The organism is Undibacterium sp. Di26W (assembly GCF_049340265.1).
Classification (GTDB): domain Bacteria; phylum Pseudomonadota; class Gammaproteobacteria; order Burkholderiales; family Burkholderiaceae_D; genus Undibacterium.
Genome location: NZ_JBMPOR010000006.1, coordinates 106,433 through 121,879 on the forward strand (window position 1 = coordinate 106,433; position 15,447 = coordinate 121,879).

Sequence of the window (15,447 nt, forward strand, 5' to 3'; positions counted from 1 at the left end):
GAAAATTTAAACTTTGATGCCACGGCGTGCCTGCATGGCAGCACCCAGGGTGCTCATCTGCGCATCAGAAAACAAGCGTTTTGCCATGGGGGCAATCTGTGTTTCTTCGATCTGCATGTGTTCGTCGTACAAGGCATTGAAGGCCTGTACATCGGCAGTAGAAAGGCTGGCCGGCGCACGGTCAGCGGCGGCGACGATGGCCTGTAATTGTTTTTCCAGTTGCTGCCATTGCACTGCCATGATTTCATGCTGAGCAAGAATTTTAGGTAGCAAGCCAGCCAGCAGATCTGCATCGCCACCATCAGCAGTCTGCTTTAATTCCGGCAGCAGATTCAGTTCTTCATCTTCATGATGCAAGGGGGCGGCTTTGGTGAAATAGTTCAATACCGCCTGTGCCGCCTGTTTTGCATCCTGATCCGCGCCATGCTCTGGCAAATGCACCAGCATTTTGTTTAGCGTAGTCAACTGCTTGCGTATGCGGTCATGGCAGTGCTTCAGAACTGCCAGAGGCTGATCAAATCCCGGTGCGCTGTCGAATAAGTTGTTCATGCTGTGTTGTCCGTGTTGGGTGGCAGGGATACGGCTTGCGCTTCCTGCCCTCATTATGCAATAGACACGGTGTACGCGCTTGCGACATATCAAGAGGGGACGCAAAGACGCTGATAGACATTTCATTTCAGGCAACAACAGCAAGTTCGCTTATTATCCGGGTGACGGTAACAGTCTACTGATATGAGATGTGAAACCAGCTGCAGGCTGCTTCAAGTAAAATAGCGCCTGCTCTTACTGTCAGCCTTACCGGCCAGATCTTCACCATGCAACAAGAAACAGATATTGATTTTGATCGCCGCTTTGGTGGTATTGCCCGCCTGTATGGCGCTGCTGCGCTGGAACGTTTCAGGCAGGCCCATGTTTGTGTCATCGGGGTTGGTGGAGTTGGTTCCTGGGTGGTGGAAGCGCTGGCGCGCAGTGCCATAGGCCAGATCAGCATGATCGATCTCGACAACGTTGCCGAATCGAATATCAACCGCCAGATACAGGCCAATACCGATACCGTAGGCAAGGCCAAAGTCACAGCCCTGGCAGAACGCATAGCCCTGATCAATCCGTATTGCCAGGTCAATCAGGTGGAAGATTTTGTTACGCCTGACAACCTCGACGACATGCTGGGCAAGCCCGGTTTCGATTACGTGATCGATGCCATAGACAACGTCAAAGCCAAAACTGCCCTGATCGCCTATTGCCGTCAGCATGCCATCCCGCTCATCACCATTGGCGCGGCCGGTGGCCAGACTGATCCGGGGAAAATCGAAATCCGTGATTTGTCGCGTACCGAACAGGAACCCTTGCTGGCCCTGGTGCGCAAGCGCCTGCGCCAGAATTACGGTTTTCCGCGCGGGGCAAAAAGCAAGTTCGGGATCGATGCCGTATTTTCCATGGAAGTGCTGAGCATGCCGGAAACTGCAGAAGCTTGTGAAGTCGGGGCCGATGCTGATGCCAATACCAACGCCGGCGTTAGCGGCCTCAACTGTGCCGGTTTTGGTTCTTCCATCGTCGTGACCGCTTCTTTCGGCCTGATGGCCGCAGCCCAGGTCTTACGCAAGCTGGCAACCGTCGATTGAGGGCAGAATTCTGAAGGCAGAATGAAAAATCACCCCGGTCAGGGGCGATTACAGTAAGAAAAACTGCAGCACAAACAGCATGCAAACTTACAGACCTGATGCATCAGGCCTGAAGCATGATTATCTTGCGCTTAGTTATCCAGCTTGAAATTAAATTCCAGCATGGTGGTTTGCGGTTTGGAGATAGGTGCATATTTCCATTGAGACGCAGCGGCAATCACTTCCTTGTCAAAATGTTTGGGTGGATTTGCCTTCACAATATCCACTTGTGACACCTTGCCATCGGCGTCGATATGAACGCGCGCACTCACCACCCCCGAAGTGACACCGGCACGTACGGCACCGTTAGGGTATTTGGGCTGAACGCTGGAAACGACTTTCAAGACGTTATTTTCTGTTGCTGCCGCCGCTACTGGTGCCGGTGTCGGGGCTGCCTTGGAGGCGGCCGCTGCGACCACTGGTGGCGGGATATCAACAGGCTTGGTCGCAACCGGTGCTGCAACCACAGCAGGTGCCACTTTCACAGGCTCACGCGCTTTGGATGCCAGTAACTTGGCATCTGCCGCCGCTTTCGCGTCTGCTAAGGCTTTTGCATCCGCTGCTGCTTTCGCGTCTTTGGCCTCTTTCGCTGCTTTTTCTTCTTTGGCTATTTGCGCTGCTGTCTTGTTTGACGCCATGTCCATCCACTTGGTGACGTCCGCCGTGTCAGAGTGTTTCACCGGGTTTTTTACCAGGCCCGTAGGCATGGGCGCATTGGAAGCGGGCGTTTCTGGCGTACTCGCTGCTGTCTCTGAAGGGCTTTTTTGACATGCTGTATTCAGCAGCACGCAAGCCAGCATACTCAAAGTCAGAATTGATAACTTCCCTCTTTTATTATGGACAACTGTTTTCATATCACTCCAGACAACACGATTTTAAAGCTTAAGTTAAAAGAGCACTTCAGAGCACCTGCCGACCCAATTTGCTTGCAATGAAACGGTGCATGGCAGATATTCTTGCCATTTTTCAGTGCAAAGCCAATTGGCCAGGTACCAAGAAAATTCTCACTATTGTGAGAGACTATGCTGCCATGGATGTAACCGCAAGGCAATAATCAAATCACTGAAGTGATTAGAAAATGTGAAAATACTGGCGTTAATTTCACAATTTTGTTGGTTTCCATGCAGGAACTATGCCAAAACCCGCGTAAATTGTTTTAACTGCATAATAGGAAGCTAACTAGGAAGCTAACGCGTTACGGGAAGAGATGTGAAAAAGCCAAGCTTTATTCAGCCTGGCTTCCATGTCTATGAAATGAGAGGAAATGCGAAGAAATGCGATGAAAGATTCAGCGCAGAGTGGGGGTAAAAAACCGGGGCATCAAGATTTTCCGAACACTTCATTCAATTGCTGGGTCACGCGTATGAAGGTGGTGCGCTTGGTCAGTTCCTTCAATTTATGCGCGCCCACATAGGTGCAGGCAGAACGTACACCGCCCAGAATATCCTGTAACGTTGCTTCAACCGGACCGCGATAAGGGATCAGCACTTCCTTGCCTTCCGACGCGCGGTATTTGGCAACGCCACCCGCATACTTATCCATGGCAGCACGGCTGCTCATGCCGTAAAAGCGCTTGAACTGCTGGCCATCGCGCTCGACCAGATCACCGGCACATTCATCATGCCCCGCCAGCATACCGCCCAGCATGATGAAGTCGGCACCGGCACCATAGGCCTTGGCCAGGTCACCTGGCACCACACAACCACCGTCGGCGCAAATCTGCCCGCCCAGGCCATGTGCTGCATCGGCGCATTCTATAACAGCGGACAACTGCGGGTAACCCACGCCCGTCATCTTGCGCGTGGTACAGACCGAACCCGGACCTATGCCCACCTTGACGATATCGGCACCGGCCAGTATCAGTTCTTCAGTAATGTCACCAGTCACCACATTGCCAGCCATGATGGTCAGGTGCGGGTAGGTGGTGCGGACTTTCTTGACGAAATTGATAAAGCCTTCCGTGTAGCCATTCGCCACGTCTATGCAGACGTATTCGATGGCGTTGTGCGCCCTTGCCATCACAGCCGAAAATTTTTCAAAATCGGATTGCGTGATACCCATGGAATAAAAAGCAGTAGATTTCTTTTGCAAGGCAGAAAAATAATCAACCAGCACATCTTCATCATAATGCTTGTGCAAGGCCACCGATAGCTGGTGCTGTTCCAACGCCGCCGCCATTTCCATGGTACCGGTGGAATCCATGTTTGCAGCAATGATGGGAATACCGTGATAAGTCTTGCGGGAATGATGGAAAATAAATTCGCGCTCCAGATTGACCTGGGAACGGGAAGTAAGGGTGGAACGTTTGGGACGTATCAACACATCCTTGAAATCCAGCCTGAGTGTTTCTTCTATATGCATGACGACCCCTGTATGCGTCTGGCGGACGCGGGAAATGACGACTTGTCGCAGCCAGGCAATCAAGTCGTTGAGCCGTACTTGAGTATAGTCGAAAAATTTTCTTTAGCCTGATCCGATTCGTAAATGAGGCTTATCACAGCGGACGTATACTGACACCAGTCAGTAATTCCTTTATTCCATCAATGGCAGCTACCCTTGCCCTTGTCGGTAAAACTCTCTCCGGGTACCGGTAAAAACTCCCATTCGTAGGATTTGTCATGCAGGCTCAGCTTCAATACGCCATGGGTGGAATTGTCGCGGATTTCAGTTGATTCCTTGGGTAAAAACATGGGCGTCAGTTTGGCGCCACCCGTACCAACCACAAAGCTGCGTATGCCTTGCTTGTCATCACGGTCGCCATTGGCGTCCAGCGGGGCAAAGCGTTCGTAATCATTGTCATGCGAAGTCAGCACGATATCGGCCTTGGCTTCAACCAGCATTTTCCAGGCAGCCTGCATGTTTTCATTGTTGCCATGGCCGCCCGAGCTATAGACCGGGTGATGCCAGAACGCCAGTGTGCAGCTTTGTTTGTGGTCGGCCAGTTCACCCTTCAGCCAGTTCAGTTGGGCCTGCATCTGTGGCTGATCCAGATTGCTGTTGAGCGACAGGACCTGCCATTTACCCAGTTGCGTCGCATAGTAGCCACGCCGCTCGGGCCCGGCCAGGTCACCGAAATAATTGAAATAGCCTAAAGCCTTGGGCATGCCGTAGTCATGGTTGCCGGGTGAGGGCAAGGTCTTGTCCTTGAAACGGCCCCAGGTAGGGTCATAACATTTGGTGAATTCAGTAGGGCTACCGACCGAGTAAGTGTTATCACCCAGGGTGATGGCGCGGGCGGTCTTATCCTTGTCCAGCCCGGCAGCGACCAACTCCGCCGTTCTTGCCGCCATACTTTCTTCAGCAGGATTTTTTCTGCAATCAGCAATATCACCGGCCACATACACCGTCACACTGACAGGTTTTGCCAGCGGCTTTTTGCCAGCTTGCCTGGTATTCCCGGTGGCGTGGGCAGGGTAAAGGAAGAGGGCAGAGAGACAAAAAACCAGTATGGAAAGACGCATGAATTTTTCTTGTTAGGTAGGCAATAGCAGAGACAGGCGCGTATTTTACCTGTTCCTGCTGCAAGGCTCGATTTGTCGCAAAAAATAACAGGATTCCTGCATCGCCCCCCCAATATCCACTATCGGCTATCCTCTCAAGCTGGCTATAGTTTCGCCTTCCGCAAACGTAGTGCATTGCTGATCACCGATACCGAACTCAGGCTCATCGCCGCACTGGCAATCATGGGGCTGAGCAAAATGCCGAACCACGGATACAAGAGACCAGCAGCCACTGGCACACCGACAAAATTATAGATAAAGGCAAAGAACAGGTTTTGCCGTATATTTTTCATGGCTTGCTGGCTGAGGGAGCGTGCTTTCACGATGCCGCGTAAATCACCTTTCACCAGCACCACATGGGCGCTATGCATGGCAACATCGGTGCCACTGCCCATGGCAATGCCGACATCGGCCTGTGCCAATGCCGGGGCATCGTTGATACCGTCACCGGCCATGGCAACCACCCGACCTTGTTTCTGCAATTCCTGCACGATGCGGAACTTGTCTGCTGGCAGCAGGTCAGCGCGGACGTCGTCCAGCCCCAGTTGCTTTGCCACAGCCTGTGCCGTGATGGCATTGTCACCCGTCAGTACGATGACATGCATGCCCTGTTGCTGCAATTGCGCTATCGCTTCCTTGCTGTTGGTCTTGATCTTGTCCGCCACACTCAGAATGGTCACGGCTTTTTGATCGACCGCCATCAGCATCACGGTATGGCCCAGTGCCTGCCATTCTGCGACTTGTGGTTCAAAATCTTGCATGGCTACCGCATGTTCTTTCAGCAGTGCCGGATTGCCCAGCAATACTGGCTTGCCATCCACTGTGGCACTGACACCCTTGCCGGTGATGGAAGTAAAATCACTGATGCTGACCGGCTGGCTGCCATGTGCTTGTGCATAGGCGACGATAGCATGGGCGACCGGATGTTCACTGCGCTGTTCCAGCGCCATTGCCAGGGCCAGCAAATCGGCCTCCGATTCGCCAGCAGCAAGTTTAAAGTTTTGCATGCTGGGCTTGCCCTCGGTCAGGGTACCGGTTTTGTCTATGAGCAGGGTGTCAATTTTTTCCAGTCTCTCCAGCGCTTCGGCATTCTTGATCAGTACACCGTCATGCGCACCCCGACCTATGCCTACCGTCACCGATATCGGTGTCGCCAACCCCAGTGCGCAGGGGCAGGCAATGATCAATACCGATACCGCAGCCATCAGGCCGTTGGCCAGGCCTGGTGCTGGTCCCCATACTGCCCAGCCTATAAAAGCCAGCACGGCAACAGCAATCACACCGGGTACAAACCAGCCAGATACCTGGTCTGCCAGCTTTTGTATTGGTGCGCGTGAACGCCCGGCCTGGTTGACCAGATCGATAATGCTGGCCAGTAAAGTATCCTTGCCTATGCGCTGTGCCTGCATGCTGAAACTGCCTTGCTGATTGATGGTGCCAGCGCTGACCTTGTCACCTGCCTGCTTGCTGACGGGCAGTGGTTCACCTGTCAGCATGGCTTCATCAACATTGCTGTGGCCGTCCAGCAGCACTCCATCAACCGGGATATGCGCCCCCGGTTTCACACGCAAGTGATCACTGACCAATACCTGGTCAAGAGTGATTTCAGCCTCGCTACCATCGGCAGCAATCCGTATCGCTGTGGCGGGCGTTAAACCCAGCAAGGCTTTGATCGCTGTATTGGTTTGTGAACGCGCACGTAACTCAAGTACCTGACCCAGCAAGACCAGGGTGATGATGACGGCAGCCGCCTCAAAATACAGCGGTGGCATACCGCCCATCTTGAAAGCGGTGGGCAACACATCCGGCAATAACAGGGCCACCAGACTGAACAGGTAAGCTGCAGCGGTACCAATGCCAATCAGGCTGAACATGTTCAGGTGCATGCTCTTGAAGGATGCCAGCGCGCGTTCAAAGAATGGTAGCCCACCCCATAGTACGACCGGTGTTGCCAGTATGAATTGCAGCCAGTTGTAGATCGTCATACCCAGCAGGCTGTGAAAAGATACGCCCGGCAGCATGTCGCCCATGGTCATGACCAACAGCGGCAAACTCAGTACCAGACTGATTTTGAAGCGGCGCAGCATATCGTCAAGCTCGCTGGTGTCTTCTTCCATGCTGGCTTCTTTCGGTTCCAGCGCCATGCCACACAAGGGGCAGGTGCCAGGACCGACTTGCTCAATCTGCGGATGCATGGGGCAGGTAAAAATCGTATCCTTGGCCACAGTCTTGGGAGCGGGGCGTTTGGCCGGGTCCAGCCAGACAGCAGGGTCTTTGCGGAATTTTTCCAGGCAGGTATTGCAGCAAAAATAATAGCTTTGACCTTCGTGCACCAACTGGTGCTGGCTGTCAGCATTGACGCGCATGCCGCACACCGGGTCCTTGTGCTCACCATTGGCATCACTTTGCATGGCGTCGCTGCCGCCACAGCAAGATGCTGCTGTGGCGCTTGCCGATGGTGTGGTAGTGGCAGTGGTAGTAAGTGTGCCTACGCTACCCAGCCCGATGACTTTTTTTGCCTTGACATAATTTTCAGGCGCAGCATTGAACTTGCTGACGCAGGAATTGCTGCAAAAATAGTAGGCAATGCCCTGGAAATGGGCCATTTTCTCTGGATTTTTGCTGACTTGCATGCCGCAGACCGGGTCGGTGTATTTCTTGTCCTGTGCTGGTGCTGGTTGTGAGTCATGCTTGTGTCCGCAGCAACTGTCACCCTGCTGGTGGTTTTGATGGTCTTGAGTCATTTTCATTCCTCCGCTACATAAATCGTTTGATTGCCTTATCATAGGTTCCGTACCCAAGAACAGAGTCAAGGACTTTTTAACGATGTCTGATACAGATCATGATCCAGATCAATATACGATAGGGCAATTGGCCAAGGCAGCCGGGGTTGGCGTCGAAACCATACGTTATTACCAGCGACGTGATTTGCTGCCTGTACCCGAGGTTGCTACTGGCTTCCGGACTTATCCAGCCAAGCTGGTTGAGCGCATACGGTTTATCAAGCGGGCGCAGGAGCTGGGCTTCAGTCTGGATGAAATCGCCAATCTGCTGATGCTGGAAGATAGTAATGACAAGCAAGCCATACGTGATGTAGCACAGGAACGTTTGACGCAGGTGCAGGCCAAATTGACTGACTTGCACCGCATGGAAGCTATGTTGACGGGTCTGATACAGCAATGTGCATCATCTGAGCAGTTGGCGCAGTGCCCCATCATACAGGCGCTGGCAAGCAGCAAGCCAACTGACGGTAAGGCATGCCATAGCTAAGGCCTCTGAGTAATTACTCTCCGCCGGCGACCCAATCTGGTTTTTCCGTGCCTATATAGTGTATCAAGGCTTCCACCACTACCGGATCAAACTGCGTGCCGCTGCGGGCCTTGATGTAGTCGATGGTGTCCTTCAGTGACCACGGTTCCTTGTAAGGGCGGCGGTGCAGCAGTGCATCAAACACATCCACCACGGCAACAATCCGGGCTGACAGCGGGATATCCGTGCCTTTCAGGTGGCGCGGATATCCTTGGCCATCAAAGTGCTCATGATGGCTGCCGGCGATCTGGGAACCATAAGTCAGGTAACTGACGCCGTCCACCATGGTGGCGGCGCGTGCCAGCACGGTTTCGCCAGCCAGTGCATGGTATTCCATGATCTTCCGTTCGGTGCTGTCATGGCTGCCAGCTTTCAGCAACACAGCGTCCGGCGTCGCCACCTTGCCGACATCATGCAGGATGCTGGCGATGCCCACCATCTCCATGAACTGCGGTGTCAGGTCAGAAGGGAAACTGTCACGCCGTTTCAGCTCTGCCGCAATGGCATTGGTCAGCTTGCAGACGCGCTGCACATGGCCACCGGTATCGGTATCGCGTGATTCAGCCAGATCGGTCAGGGCCACCACCGAGGCTTCCTGGGCTCTTTGCAATTGCTCGTTCAGGTAGCGATTATCAAAGGCGGCGGCAATGCGGTCGCAGAATAATTCCAGCAAGTCACGCTGCATTTGCCCCAGCGGCCAGGGTGGCGTCACCAGGATGGCAAATTCATGCCCCTGCCGGGTATGGATGAACAGCACGTCAACCGGATGCTGGAACTGGCTTTTCTTTTCGACAAAGGCTTTTTCAACGATGGCCGTCCATTCACAATCAGGTGGCAACTGATCCAGGCCGGCCCAGTCACTGTAGCTGCCGGTGGCGGCAATGATGCTGGTGTTGAGGGCCCCGCCGTTGCTGCCGGCTGGAATGCTGCCTGGGGCAGCACAGGCCGAATTGCGGGACAGGCACAACACCCCGTCTGCCCCCACATCAAGAATGGCACCGATCTGGTTCAACACACCAGACGCAAATTCCTTCAGTGATTTCAATTCATACAGATTGGCCGAGGCCTGCAGGATGCGGGTCAGGCCCACGCGGCTGCGTTCTATCGACAACAGGCCCTCATAGGCACGCAGCGAAGCAATCACAGTGGTAAACAGGCGCTGTGTTGTCAGCTCGGTCTTGGTTTTATAGTCGTTGATATCGTAATCGACGATGACACTTTTTTCTGGCGCCTGGCCCGGCTGGCCGGTGCGCAGCACGATGCGCACCATCTGGTTCTTGAGTTCTTCGCGTATGCGTTTCACCAGGCGCAGACCGGCATCTTCGGTTTCCATCACCACATCCAGCAATATCAGGTTGATGTCGGTTTCCCGGTTGAGGATTTCAAAGGCTTGTGCCGCGCTATGCGCAGACAGAATATCAAGATGACGTCCCTTGAAGACGATATTGTTCAGTGCCAGGCGGGTGACGGCATGGATGTCTTCTTCATCGTCAACAATCAGCAGGCGCCAGGGGCGGGTTTCAAAAGAAGCATCAAGCTGTTCTTGCGACTTGTCATGCACGTCATCTTCAATGATCCAGTCTTCTTCTGATGCCTGTTCGTGATTCATACACTCCCCCGGTCATGGTTCGTTGCCTGCTGCTGAGTTTGCTAGTCTGAATCTGTGCTGAATGCGTGTCTGGAGGCTTTGCCAGCCATGTGGGCCTGCAGATGGCAAAGGTGACTGTAGGTGTTACTAACATCCTGCCACTCTTGTTGATGGCTGGCAAGTCTTGTTCACAATTGTTGACCGTGTTGCAAATATCTCTTATTAAAATAAAAATATCTGCTTCGATAGAGCAGACATCAGAGCAGACATTTGTATATGGAAAATGCAATTTTTCAAAATCAGCAAACGTGATTGATCACCATTTCCACGATCATTTTTTCTGCTTCCTGAAAATCATTTTCATTCAAGGGGCTGTGGCCCAGTACCAGACTCATCTGGGCGGAAAAATCGGCATACGATTGTGTCATGGCCCAGATGGCAAACAACAGGTGCGTGGTATTGACGGCGGCGATCTTGCCAGCCGCCATCCAGGCTTCAAACACTGCAATATCTTTTTGCAGTAGCGGCAAAATCTTGTTACGCATGGTTTCTGCATACACCGGTGCACCACTGATGACTTCCATCGCATACACGCGCGAAGCCTGCGGCTGTTCACGCGAAAAACGTAGCTTGGCACCGATATAACTGCGCAATAGTTGCGCCGGGTCCTGGTCCGGGTCGGCCAGGATATTCATGCGTTCCAGCCACTGGTCCAGCACCTGGTCCAACACCTTTTCATACAGGATCTGCTTGGTAGAAAAGTAATACAGCAAATTCTGTTTGGAGATACCCGCCCGTTCAGCGATGGATGCCAGCGAGCTACCTGCATAACCGGCTTCGGCAAACACCTCCACCGCTGCCTGCAGTATGCGCGCTTCCAGGGCGTCGCGCGAGCGCGTCAGTTTGTCTGGTGCTCTATCCATGGCGCTGCTTCATCAAAAAGTTTTTCAGTACATCCGCATCGCTATACGCGATATTGAAACGGAACCACGGGTGTTCACTTGCATGCAGGCTAAAGAATTCATCTGGTGCCAGCAAAATACCTACCTGCAAAGCCTGGCGTGCGATATCGCTGGCATTCGCCTTGCTGTCCAGCCAGCCGGCACTGATGAACATGCCGCCACGCGGCACGGCCAAAGGCGTCAAACCTGCCGCCAATAACATGTCCATGCTGGCATTGCGTGATGTTTCCAACTGGCGTTTGAGTTTTTCCAGCATGCGCCGGTACAGGCGTGAACTGATCGCATGCAGCACGGCGCGCTCATTGATTTCGGAAGTGGTCAGGCCCGCCAGCATTTTCACCCTCAGCAATTCACCTATCAGCGAATGCGATGCACAGACCGAACCAACGCGCAGCGTAGGTGACAGGGTTTTGGAAAAACTGCCAACACGTATCACTCGACGCAAGCCATCCAGCGCCGCCAGCGAAGGTTCCGGCCGGGGGCAGAGTTCACGATAAATATCATCTTCCACCAGCCAGAAATCAAACTGTTCCGCCAGCGCCAGCAAACGGTGTGCCTGGTTCGGCGTCAGGCTGGTACCCAGAGGGTTTTGCAGCACCGTGTTGACAAACATCAGCTTGGGCTGGTGCAGCAGGGCTTTTTCCATCAGGCTGTCGAGATCCAGGCCTTTTTCATCCCGTGCGATGCCTATCGGTATGCAACCGTGATGGCGTATCAGTGACAACAGATTGCTGTAACCGGGGTCTTCAACCAGTACCGTGTCACCGGGTTTGCATAGCGTGCGCAAGATCAGGTCAAAACCATGGGTGGCACCATGGGTCAGCAAAATCTGTTCTGAATCAACACTGAACAATTCTTGCGACAGGCTGCTGGCCAGGTGCTGGCGCAGGCTGGGGAAACCCAGTGGGTTGCCATAGCCACGCAGGCGTTGGGTAGGGATGCGCATCGATTGCTTCAGGGCGTCCAGCAAAATATCATCGCCATACCATTCTGGCGGCAACCAGCCTGACCCAACGGGCAGGGCGCTGGACACGCCTGAATACAGATCAGGGCTCAGCGCATCCAAAGCGCTGGGTGCCGCCACATGCGCTAGCGGCTGTGGCGCGCAGGCCGGTTTGGTGACAAAATAACCAGAACCACGGCGTGAACTGAGCAGGCCCAGGGTGATCAGGCGTTCGTAAGATTCCACAACTGTAAAGGTACTGACGGCATTGCATTTGGCAAACTGACGTACCGAAGGCATCTTGCTGCCCTGTGGCAAGTCATTCAGGCGCACCAGACGTGTTACCTCCTGCACAATCTGGTCGACCAGACTGGCCTGGCGGCTACGCTCCAGCGCCAGTTGCGGCCAGACAGGGCTGTGTTCTACTGCCTGCACTTCTTTTACGACGTCCATGCCTTGCTCCTCGCTGAACTGTGCTGTTCTGGTCACCAATACGGTTGGATGAAATTAAACTGGCTGTATATGTCATTACTGCATATGCTTATTTAGCATTTCAGCATATTTTTACCACTTGGTAAATTGTTTTCAGGAGAAGCCCATGCTCAACAAACAACAACTGAATTCCTATTGGATGCCTTTCACGGCTAACCGTGACTATAAAGAGGCCCCGCGCCTGGTGGCATCTGCCTCTGGCATGTATTACCGCGACCAGAACGGCCGCGAGATACTCGATGGTACGGCAGGTTTGTGGTGCGTGCCACTGGGCCATTCTCATCCCACTGTGGTGAAAGCGGTACAAGATGCCGTGGCCACCCTGGATTACGCCCCGGCTTTCCAGATGGCGCACCCGGACGCGTTCGAGCTGGCTGCACAGTTGATTGACTATACCGGCAACAAATTCGGTCAGGTGTTTTATACCAATTCCGGCTCGGAAGCAGTCGATACTGCCATGAAAATGGTCCTGGCCTACCACCGCAGCCGTGGCGAAGCCCAGCGCACCCGCTTTATCAGCCGCGAACGGGCTTACCACGGTGTCGGTTTTGGCGGTATGTCGCTCGGCGGCTTGCCTGCTAACCGTAAACAGTTTGGTACTTTGCTGGCGGGTGTTGATTACCTGCCGCATACGCATAACCTGGAAAAAAATGCCTTTACCCGTGGCTTGCCAGAATACGGCACCCATCTGGCGGATGAACTTGAACGCCTGATCGCGCTGCATGATATTTCCACCATCGCTGCGGTCATCGTTGAACCGCTGGCCGGTTCTGCCGGCGTCATCCTGCCATCAAAAGGCTATCTGAAGCGCCTGCGTGAACTGTGTGACAAACATGGCATCTTGCTGATATTTGATGAAGTCATCACCGGCTTTGGCCGCATGGGTACCCCGTTTGCATCTGACTATTTTGATGTCACACCAGACCTGATGACCACTGCCAAGGGCCTGACCAATGGTGTCGTGCCCATGGGCGCCGTATTCAGCAATCAAAAGATTTACGACGCCTTGATGGATGGCCCGGCAGGCATAGAACTGTTCCACGGCTATACCTATTCCGGCCACCCGCTGGCCTGCGCTGCTGGCCTGGCTTCCCTGAAAGTCTTTAAGGAAGAAAAAGTGCTGGAACATGCACAAAGCATGACCGCCTATTGGGAAGATGCCCTGCATTCATTGAAAGGCCTGCCGCACGTCATCGACTTGCGCAATGTCGGCCTGATCGGCGCGATCGAACTCGAATCCATGCCAGGTAAAGTCGGCGCACGTGCCATGGCGGCCTACAAGAAAGCCTTTGCCGAAGGTGTACTGGTGCGCACGACAGGCGACATCATCGCCATGTCACCGCCATTGATTCTGGAGAAAAAACATATAGACCAACTGTTCGGCAAACTGACCGACATTCTGAAACACCTGGATTAACTGGCGACCATCATGACCCACTATCAAGTAAATCATTTCATCAACGGCGAACTGCATCAAAGCGTGCAGCCACGCTATGCCGACATCTATAATCCGGCCCTGGGTTCCGTGCAGGGGCAAGTGGCACTGGGTACGACACAAGACGTGGACATTGCCGTGGCCGCTGCCAGCAAGGCATTCCCATCCTGGTCAAATACACCTGCATTGTCACGCGCCCGCGTGCTCATGGCTTATTTGAATTTGCTACAGCAGCACACGGATGAATTCGCCAATTTGCTGACGCAGGAACACGGCAAGACCCTGGCTGACGCCAAGGGTGAAGTCGCACGTGGCATAGAAGTGGTGGAATTTGCGATAGGTATTCCACAGCTATTGAAGGGTGAATATTCCGAACAGATCGCCCGTGGCATCGATGCTTGCAGCATGCGCCAGCCGCTGGGTGTCGTCGCCGGTATCACGCCATTCAACTTCCCCGTCATGGTGCCGATGTGGATGTTCCCTATCGCTATCGCCTGCGGCAATACCTTTATCTTGAAACCGTCTGAACGGGATCCTTCTGCATCTTTGCTGCATGCAAAATTGCTCAAGCAGGCGGGTTTGCCAAATGGCGTTTTCAACGTCGTACAAGGCGATAAAACTGTGGTCGATGCGCTGCTTGATCATCCAGAAGTACAAGCCATCAGCTTCGTTGGTTCTACCCCGATTGCACAGGCAATTTATGCACGCGGTTGTGCCAATGGCAAACGCGTACAGGCACTCGGTGGCGCAAAAAATCACATGGTCGTCATGCCAGATGCGGATCTGGAAATGGCAGTCGATGCCCTGATGGGCGCAGCCTATGGTTCTGCTGGCGAACGCTGCATGGCCATCTCGGTCGCGGTTGCCGTTGGTTCTGCTGCTGATGCTTTGGTCGATGCCATGGCGGCACGTGTTAAATCTCTCAAGATCAATAACGGCCTGGCACCAGATGCTGAAATGGGTCCGGTTATTACCCATGCTGCCAAACAACGCATAGAAAGCCTGATCGGCGACGGCGTGGCAGAAGGTGCCAAACTGGTGGTAGATGGCCGCAATTTCAGCGTGCCTGGTCACGAAGAGGGCTTCTTCTGCGGCGGTAGCCTGTTCGATCACGTGACGCCAGAAATGACGGTCTACAAACAAGAAATTTTTGGCCCGGTCTTGTGCGTGGTGCGTGTGCCGGATATGGCAGCGGCAGCAGACCTGATCAACAAACATGAATACGGCAATGGCGTCGCCGTCTTCACCCGCGATGGCGGCACAGCGCGTGAATTCGTGCGCATGATACAAGTCGGCATGGTCGGCGTGAACGTACCTTTGCCTGTACCCATGGCCTTCCATAGTTTTGGTGGCTGGAAGCGCAGCCTGTTTGGTGATCATCACATCTATGGCCCGGAAGGCGTGCGTTTTTATACACGCGTCAAGGCAGTCATGCAGCGTTGGCCGGATAGCATTTCTAAGGGGGCGGAGTTCTCTTTCCCTCAAAATAAATAGAGATGAACTTGCGCAAATCTGCACCAATTGCGTAAGGTTTTTGAGAGGTTTAGCTGTCACGAA

At 53.5% G+C, this 15,447-nt stretch carries 12 protein-coding genes; 4 read left to right on the forward strand and 8 right to left on the reverse strand.

From position 1 onward, the window contains the following. Nucleotides 1-6: 6 nt before the first annotated feature. Nucleotides 7-549: a hemerythrin domain-containing protein gene (locus ACO0LM_RS09690; RefSeq protein WP_423036537.1), complete on the reverse strand. Its 543-nt coding sequence runs from the start codon at nucleotides 547-549 to the stop codon at nucleotides 7-9. A 266-nt stretch (nucleotides 550-815) separates the two neighbouring features. Here ACO0LM_RS09690 and tcdA point away from each other — a divergent pair, with 266 nt between their 5' ends. Continuing rightward, complete coding sequence (gene tcdA / locus ACO0LM_RS09695) at nucleotides 816-1,622, forward strand: tRNA cyclic N6-threonylcarbamoyladenosine(37) synthase TcdA (RefSeq protein ID WP_423036539.1); 807 nt, start codon at nucleotides 816-818, stop codon at nucleotides 1,620-1,622. Between the two features lie 131 nt (nucleotides 1,623-1,753). Here tcdA and ACO0LM_RS09700 read toward each other — a convergent pair whose 3' ends face one another. From ACO0LM_RS09700 to ACO0LM_RS09715, 4 genes are all read right to left on the reverse strand, one after another. Then, on the reverse strand, nucleotides 1,754-2,515 hold the full coding sequence (locus ACO0LM_RS09700) for an energy transducer TonB (RefSeq protein ID WP_423036541.1): 762 nt from the start codon (nucleotides 2,513-2,515) through the stop codon (nucleotides 1,754-1,756). A 466-nt stretch (nucleotides 2,516-2,981) separates the two neighbouring features. Beyond that, nucleotides 2,982-4,022: a GMP reductase gene (locus tag ACO0LM_RS09705; protein ID WP_422987006.1), complete on the reverse strand. Its 1,041-nt coding sequence runs from the start codon at nucleotides 4,020-4,022 to the stop codon at nucleotides 2,982-2,984. Nucleotides 4,023-4,201: 179 nt separating this feature from the next. Further along, nucleotides 4,202-5,122, reverse strand: coding sequence for a metallophosphoesterase family protein (locus ACO0LM_RS09710; RefSeq protein ID WP_423036543.1), 921 nt, complete (start codon nucleotides 5,120-5,122; stop codon nucleotides 4,202-4,204). Between the two features lie 143 nt (nucleotides 5,123-5,265). Next, on the reverse strand, nucleotides 5,266-7,905 hold the full coding sequence (locus ACO0LM_RS09715; RefSeq protein ID WP_423036545.1) for a heavy metal translocating P-type ATPase: 2,640 nt from the start codon (nucleotides 7,903-7,905) through the stop codon (nucleotides 5,266-5,268). Nucleotides 7,906-7,987: 82 nt separating this feature from the next. Here ACO0LM_RS09715 and ACO0LM_RS09720 point away from each other — a divergent pair, with 82 nt between their 5' ends. Further along, entirely contained in the window at nucleotides 7,988-8,431 is a 444-nt protein-coding gene (locus tag ACO0LM_RS09720; protein ID WP_423036547.1) for a MerR family transcriptional regulator, read from the forward strand. Between the two features lie 13 nt (nucleotides 8,432-8,444). Here ACO0LM_RS09720 and ACO0LM_RS09725 read toward each other — a convergent pair whose 3' ends face one another. The 3 genes from ACO0LM_RS09725 to ACO0LM_RS09735 all read right to left on the reverse strand — a co-directional run bounded on the left by ACO0LM_RS09725 (nucleotide 8,445) and on the right by ACO0LM_RS09735 (nucleotide 12,416). After that, on the reverse strand, nucleotides 8,445-10,079 hold the full coding sequence (locus ACO0LM_RS09725; protein WP_423036549.1) for a DUF3369 domain-containing protein: 1,635 nt from the start codon (nucleotides 10,077-10,079) through the stop codon (nucleotides 8,445-8,447). Between the two features lie 278 nt (nucleotides 10,080-10,357). Next, the gene (locus ACO0LM_RS09730) at nucleotides 10,358-10,981 is read right to left on the reverse strand and encodes a TetR family transcriptional regulator C-terminal domain-containing protein (protein ID WP_422987016.1); all 624 of its coding nucleotides are present in this window, start codon (nucleotides 10,979-10,981) and stop codon (nucleotides 10,358-10,360) included. Beyond that, nucleotides 10,974-12,416: a PLP-dependent aminotransferase family protein gene (locus ACO0LM_RS09735; RefSeq protein WP_423036551.1), complete on the reverse strand. Its 1,443-nt coding sequence runs from the start codon at nucleotides 12,414-12,416 to the stop codon at nucleotides 10,974-10,976. The genes ACO0LM_RS09730 and ACO0LM_RS09735 overlap by 8 nt, the downstream gene beginning before the upstream one ends. 145 nt (nucleotides 12,417-12,561) lie before the next feature. On the opposite strand from ACO0LM_RS09735, the gene ACO0LM_RS09740 reads away from it, so the two are divergent. Both ACO0LM_RS09740 and ACO0LM_RS09745 read left to right on the forward strand, forming a co-directional pair. After that, on the forward strand, nucleotides 12,562-13,872 hold the full coding sequence (locus tag ACO0LM_RS09740; RefSeq protein WP_423036553.1) for an aspartate aminotransferase family protein: 1,311 nt from the start codon (nucleotides 12,562-12,564) through the stop codon (nucleotides 13,870-13,872). Nucleotides 13,873-13,884: 12 nt separating this feature from the next. Next, nucleotides 13,885-15,384 carry a CoA-acylating methylmalonate-semialdehyde dehydrogenase gene (locus tag ACO0LM_RS09745; RefSeq protein WP_423036555.1) on the forward strand — a complete coding sequence of 500 codons (1,500 nt, stop codon included), beginning with the start codon at nucleotides 13,885-13,887 and terminating at the stop codon, nucleotides 15,382-15,384. The last annotated feature ends 63 nt before the right edge of the window (nucleotides 15,385-15,447 follow it).

Excerpts from the sequence above, each read along its gene's own strand:
- ACO0LM_RS09690 (WP_423036537.1), bottom strand. The coding sequence starts at position 549 with ATGAACAACTTATTCGACAGCGCACCGGGATTTGATCAGCCTCTGGCA.
- tcdA (WP_423036539.1), top strand. The coding sequence starts at position 816 with ATGCAACAAGAAACAGATATTGATTTTGATCGCCGCTTTGGTGGTATT.
- ACO0LM_RS09700 (WP_423036541.1), bottom strand. The coding sequence starts at position 2,515 with ATGAAAACAGTTGTCCATAATAAAAGAGGGAAGTTATCAATTCTGACT.
- ACO0LM_RS09705 (WP_422987006.1), bottom strand. The coding sequence starts at position 4,022 with ATGCATATAGAAGAAACACTCAGGCTGGATTTCAAGGATGTGTTGATA.
- ACO0LM_RS09710 (WP_423036543.1), bottom strand. The coding sequence starts at position 5,122 with ATGCGTCTTTCCATACTGGTTTTTTGTCTCTCTGCCCTCTTCCTTTAC.
- ACO0LM_RS09715 (WP_423036545.1), bottom strand. The coding sequence starts at position 7,905 with ATGACTCAAGACCATCAAAACCACCAGCAGGGTGACAGTTGCTGCGGA.
- ACO0LM_RS09720 (WP_423036547.1), top strand. The coding sequence starts at position 7,988 with ATGTCTGATACAGATCATGATCCAGATCAATATACGATAGGGCAATTG.
- ACO0LM_RS09725 (WP_423036549.1), bottom strand. The coding sequence starts at position 10,079 with ATGAATCACGAACAGGCATCAGAAGAAGACTGGATCATTGAAGATGAC.
- ACO0LM_RS09730 (WP_422987016.1), bottom strand. The coding sequence starts at position 10,981 with ATGGATAGAGCACCAGACAAACTGACGCGCTCGCGCGACGCCCTGGAA.
- ACO0LM_RS09735 (WP_423036551.1), bottom strand. The coding sequence starts at position 12,416 with ATGGACGTCGTAAAAGAAGTGCAGGCAGTAGAACACAGCCCTGTCTGG.
- ACO0LM_RS09740 (WP_423036553.1), top strand. The coding sequence starts at position 12,562 with ATGCTCAACAAACAACAACTGAATTCCTATTGGATGCCTTTCACGGCT.
- ACO0LM_RS09745 (WP_423036555.1), top strand. The coding sequence starts at position 13,885 with ATGACCCACTATCAAGTAAATCATTTCATCAACGGCGAACTGCATCAA.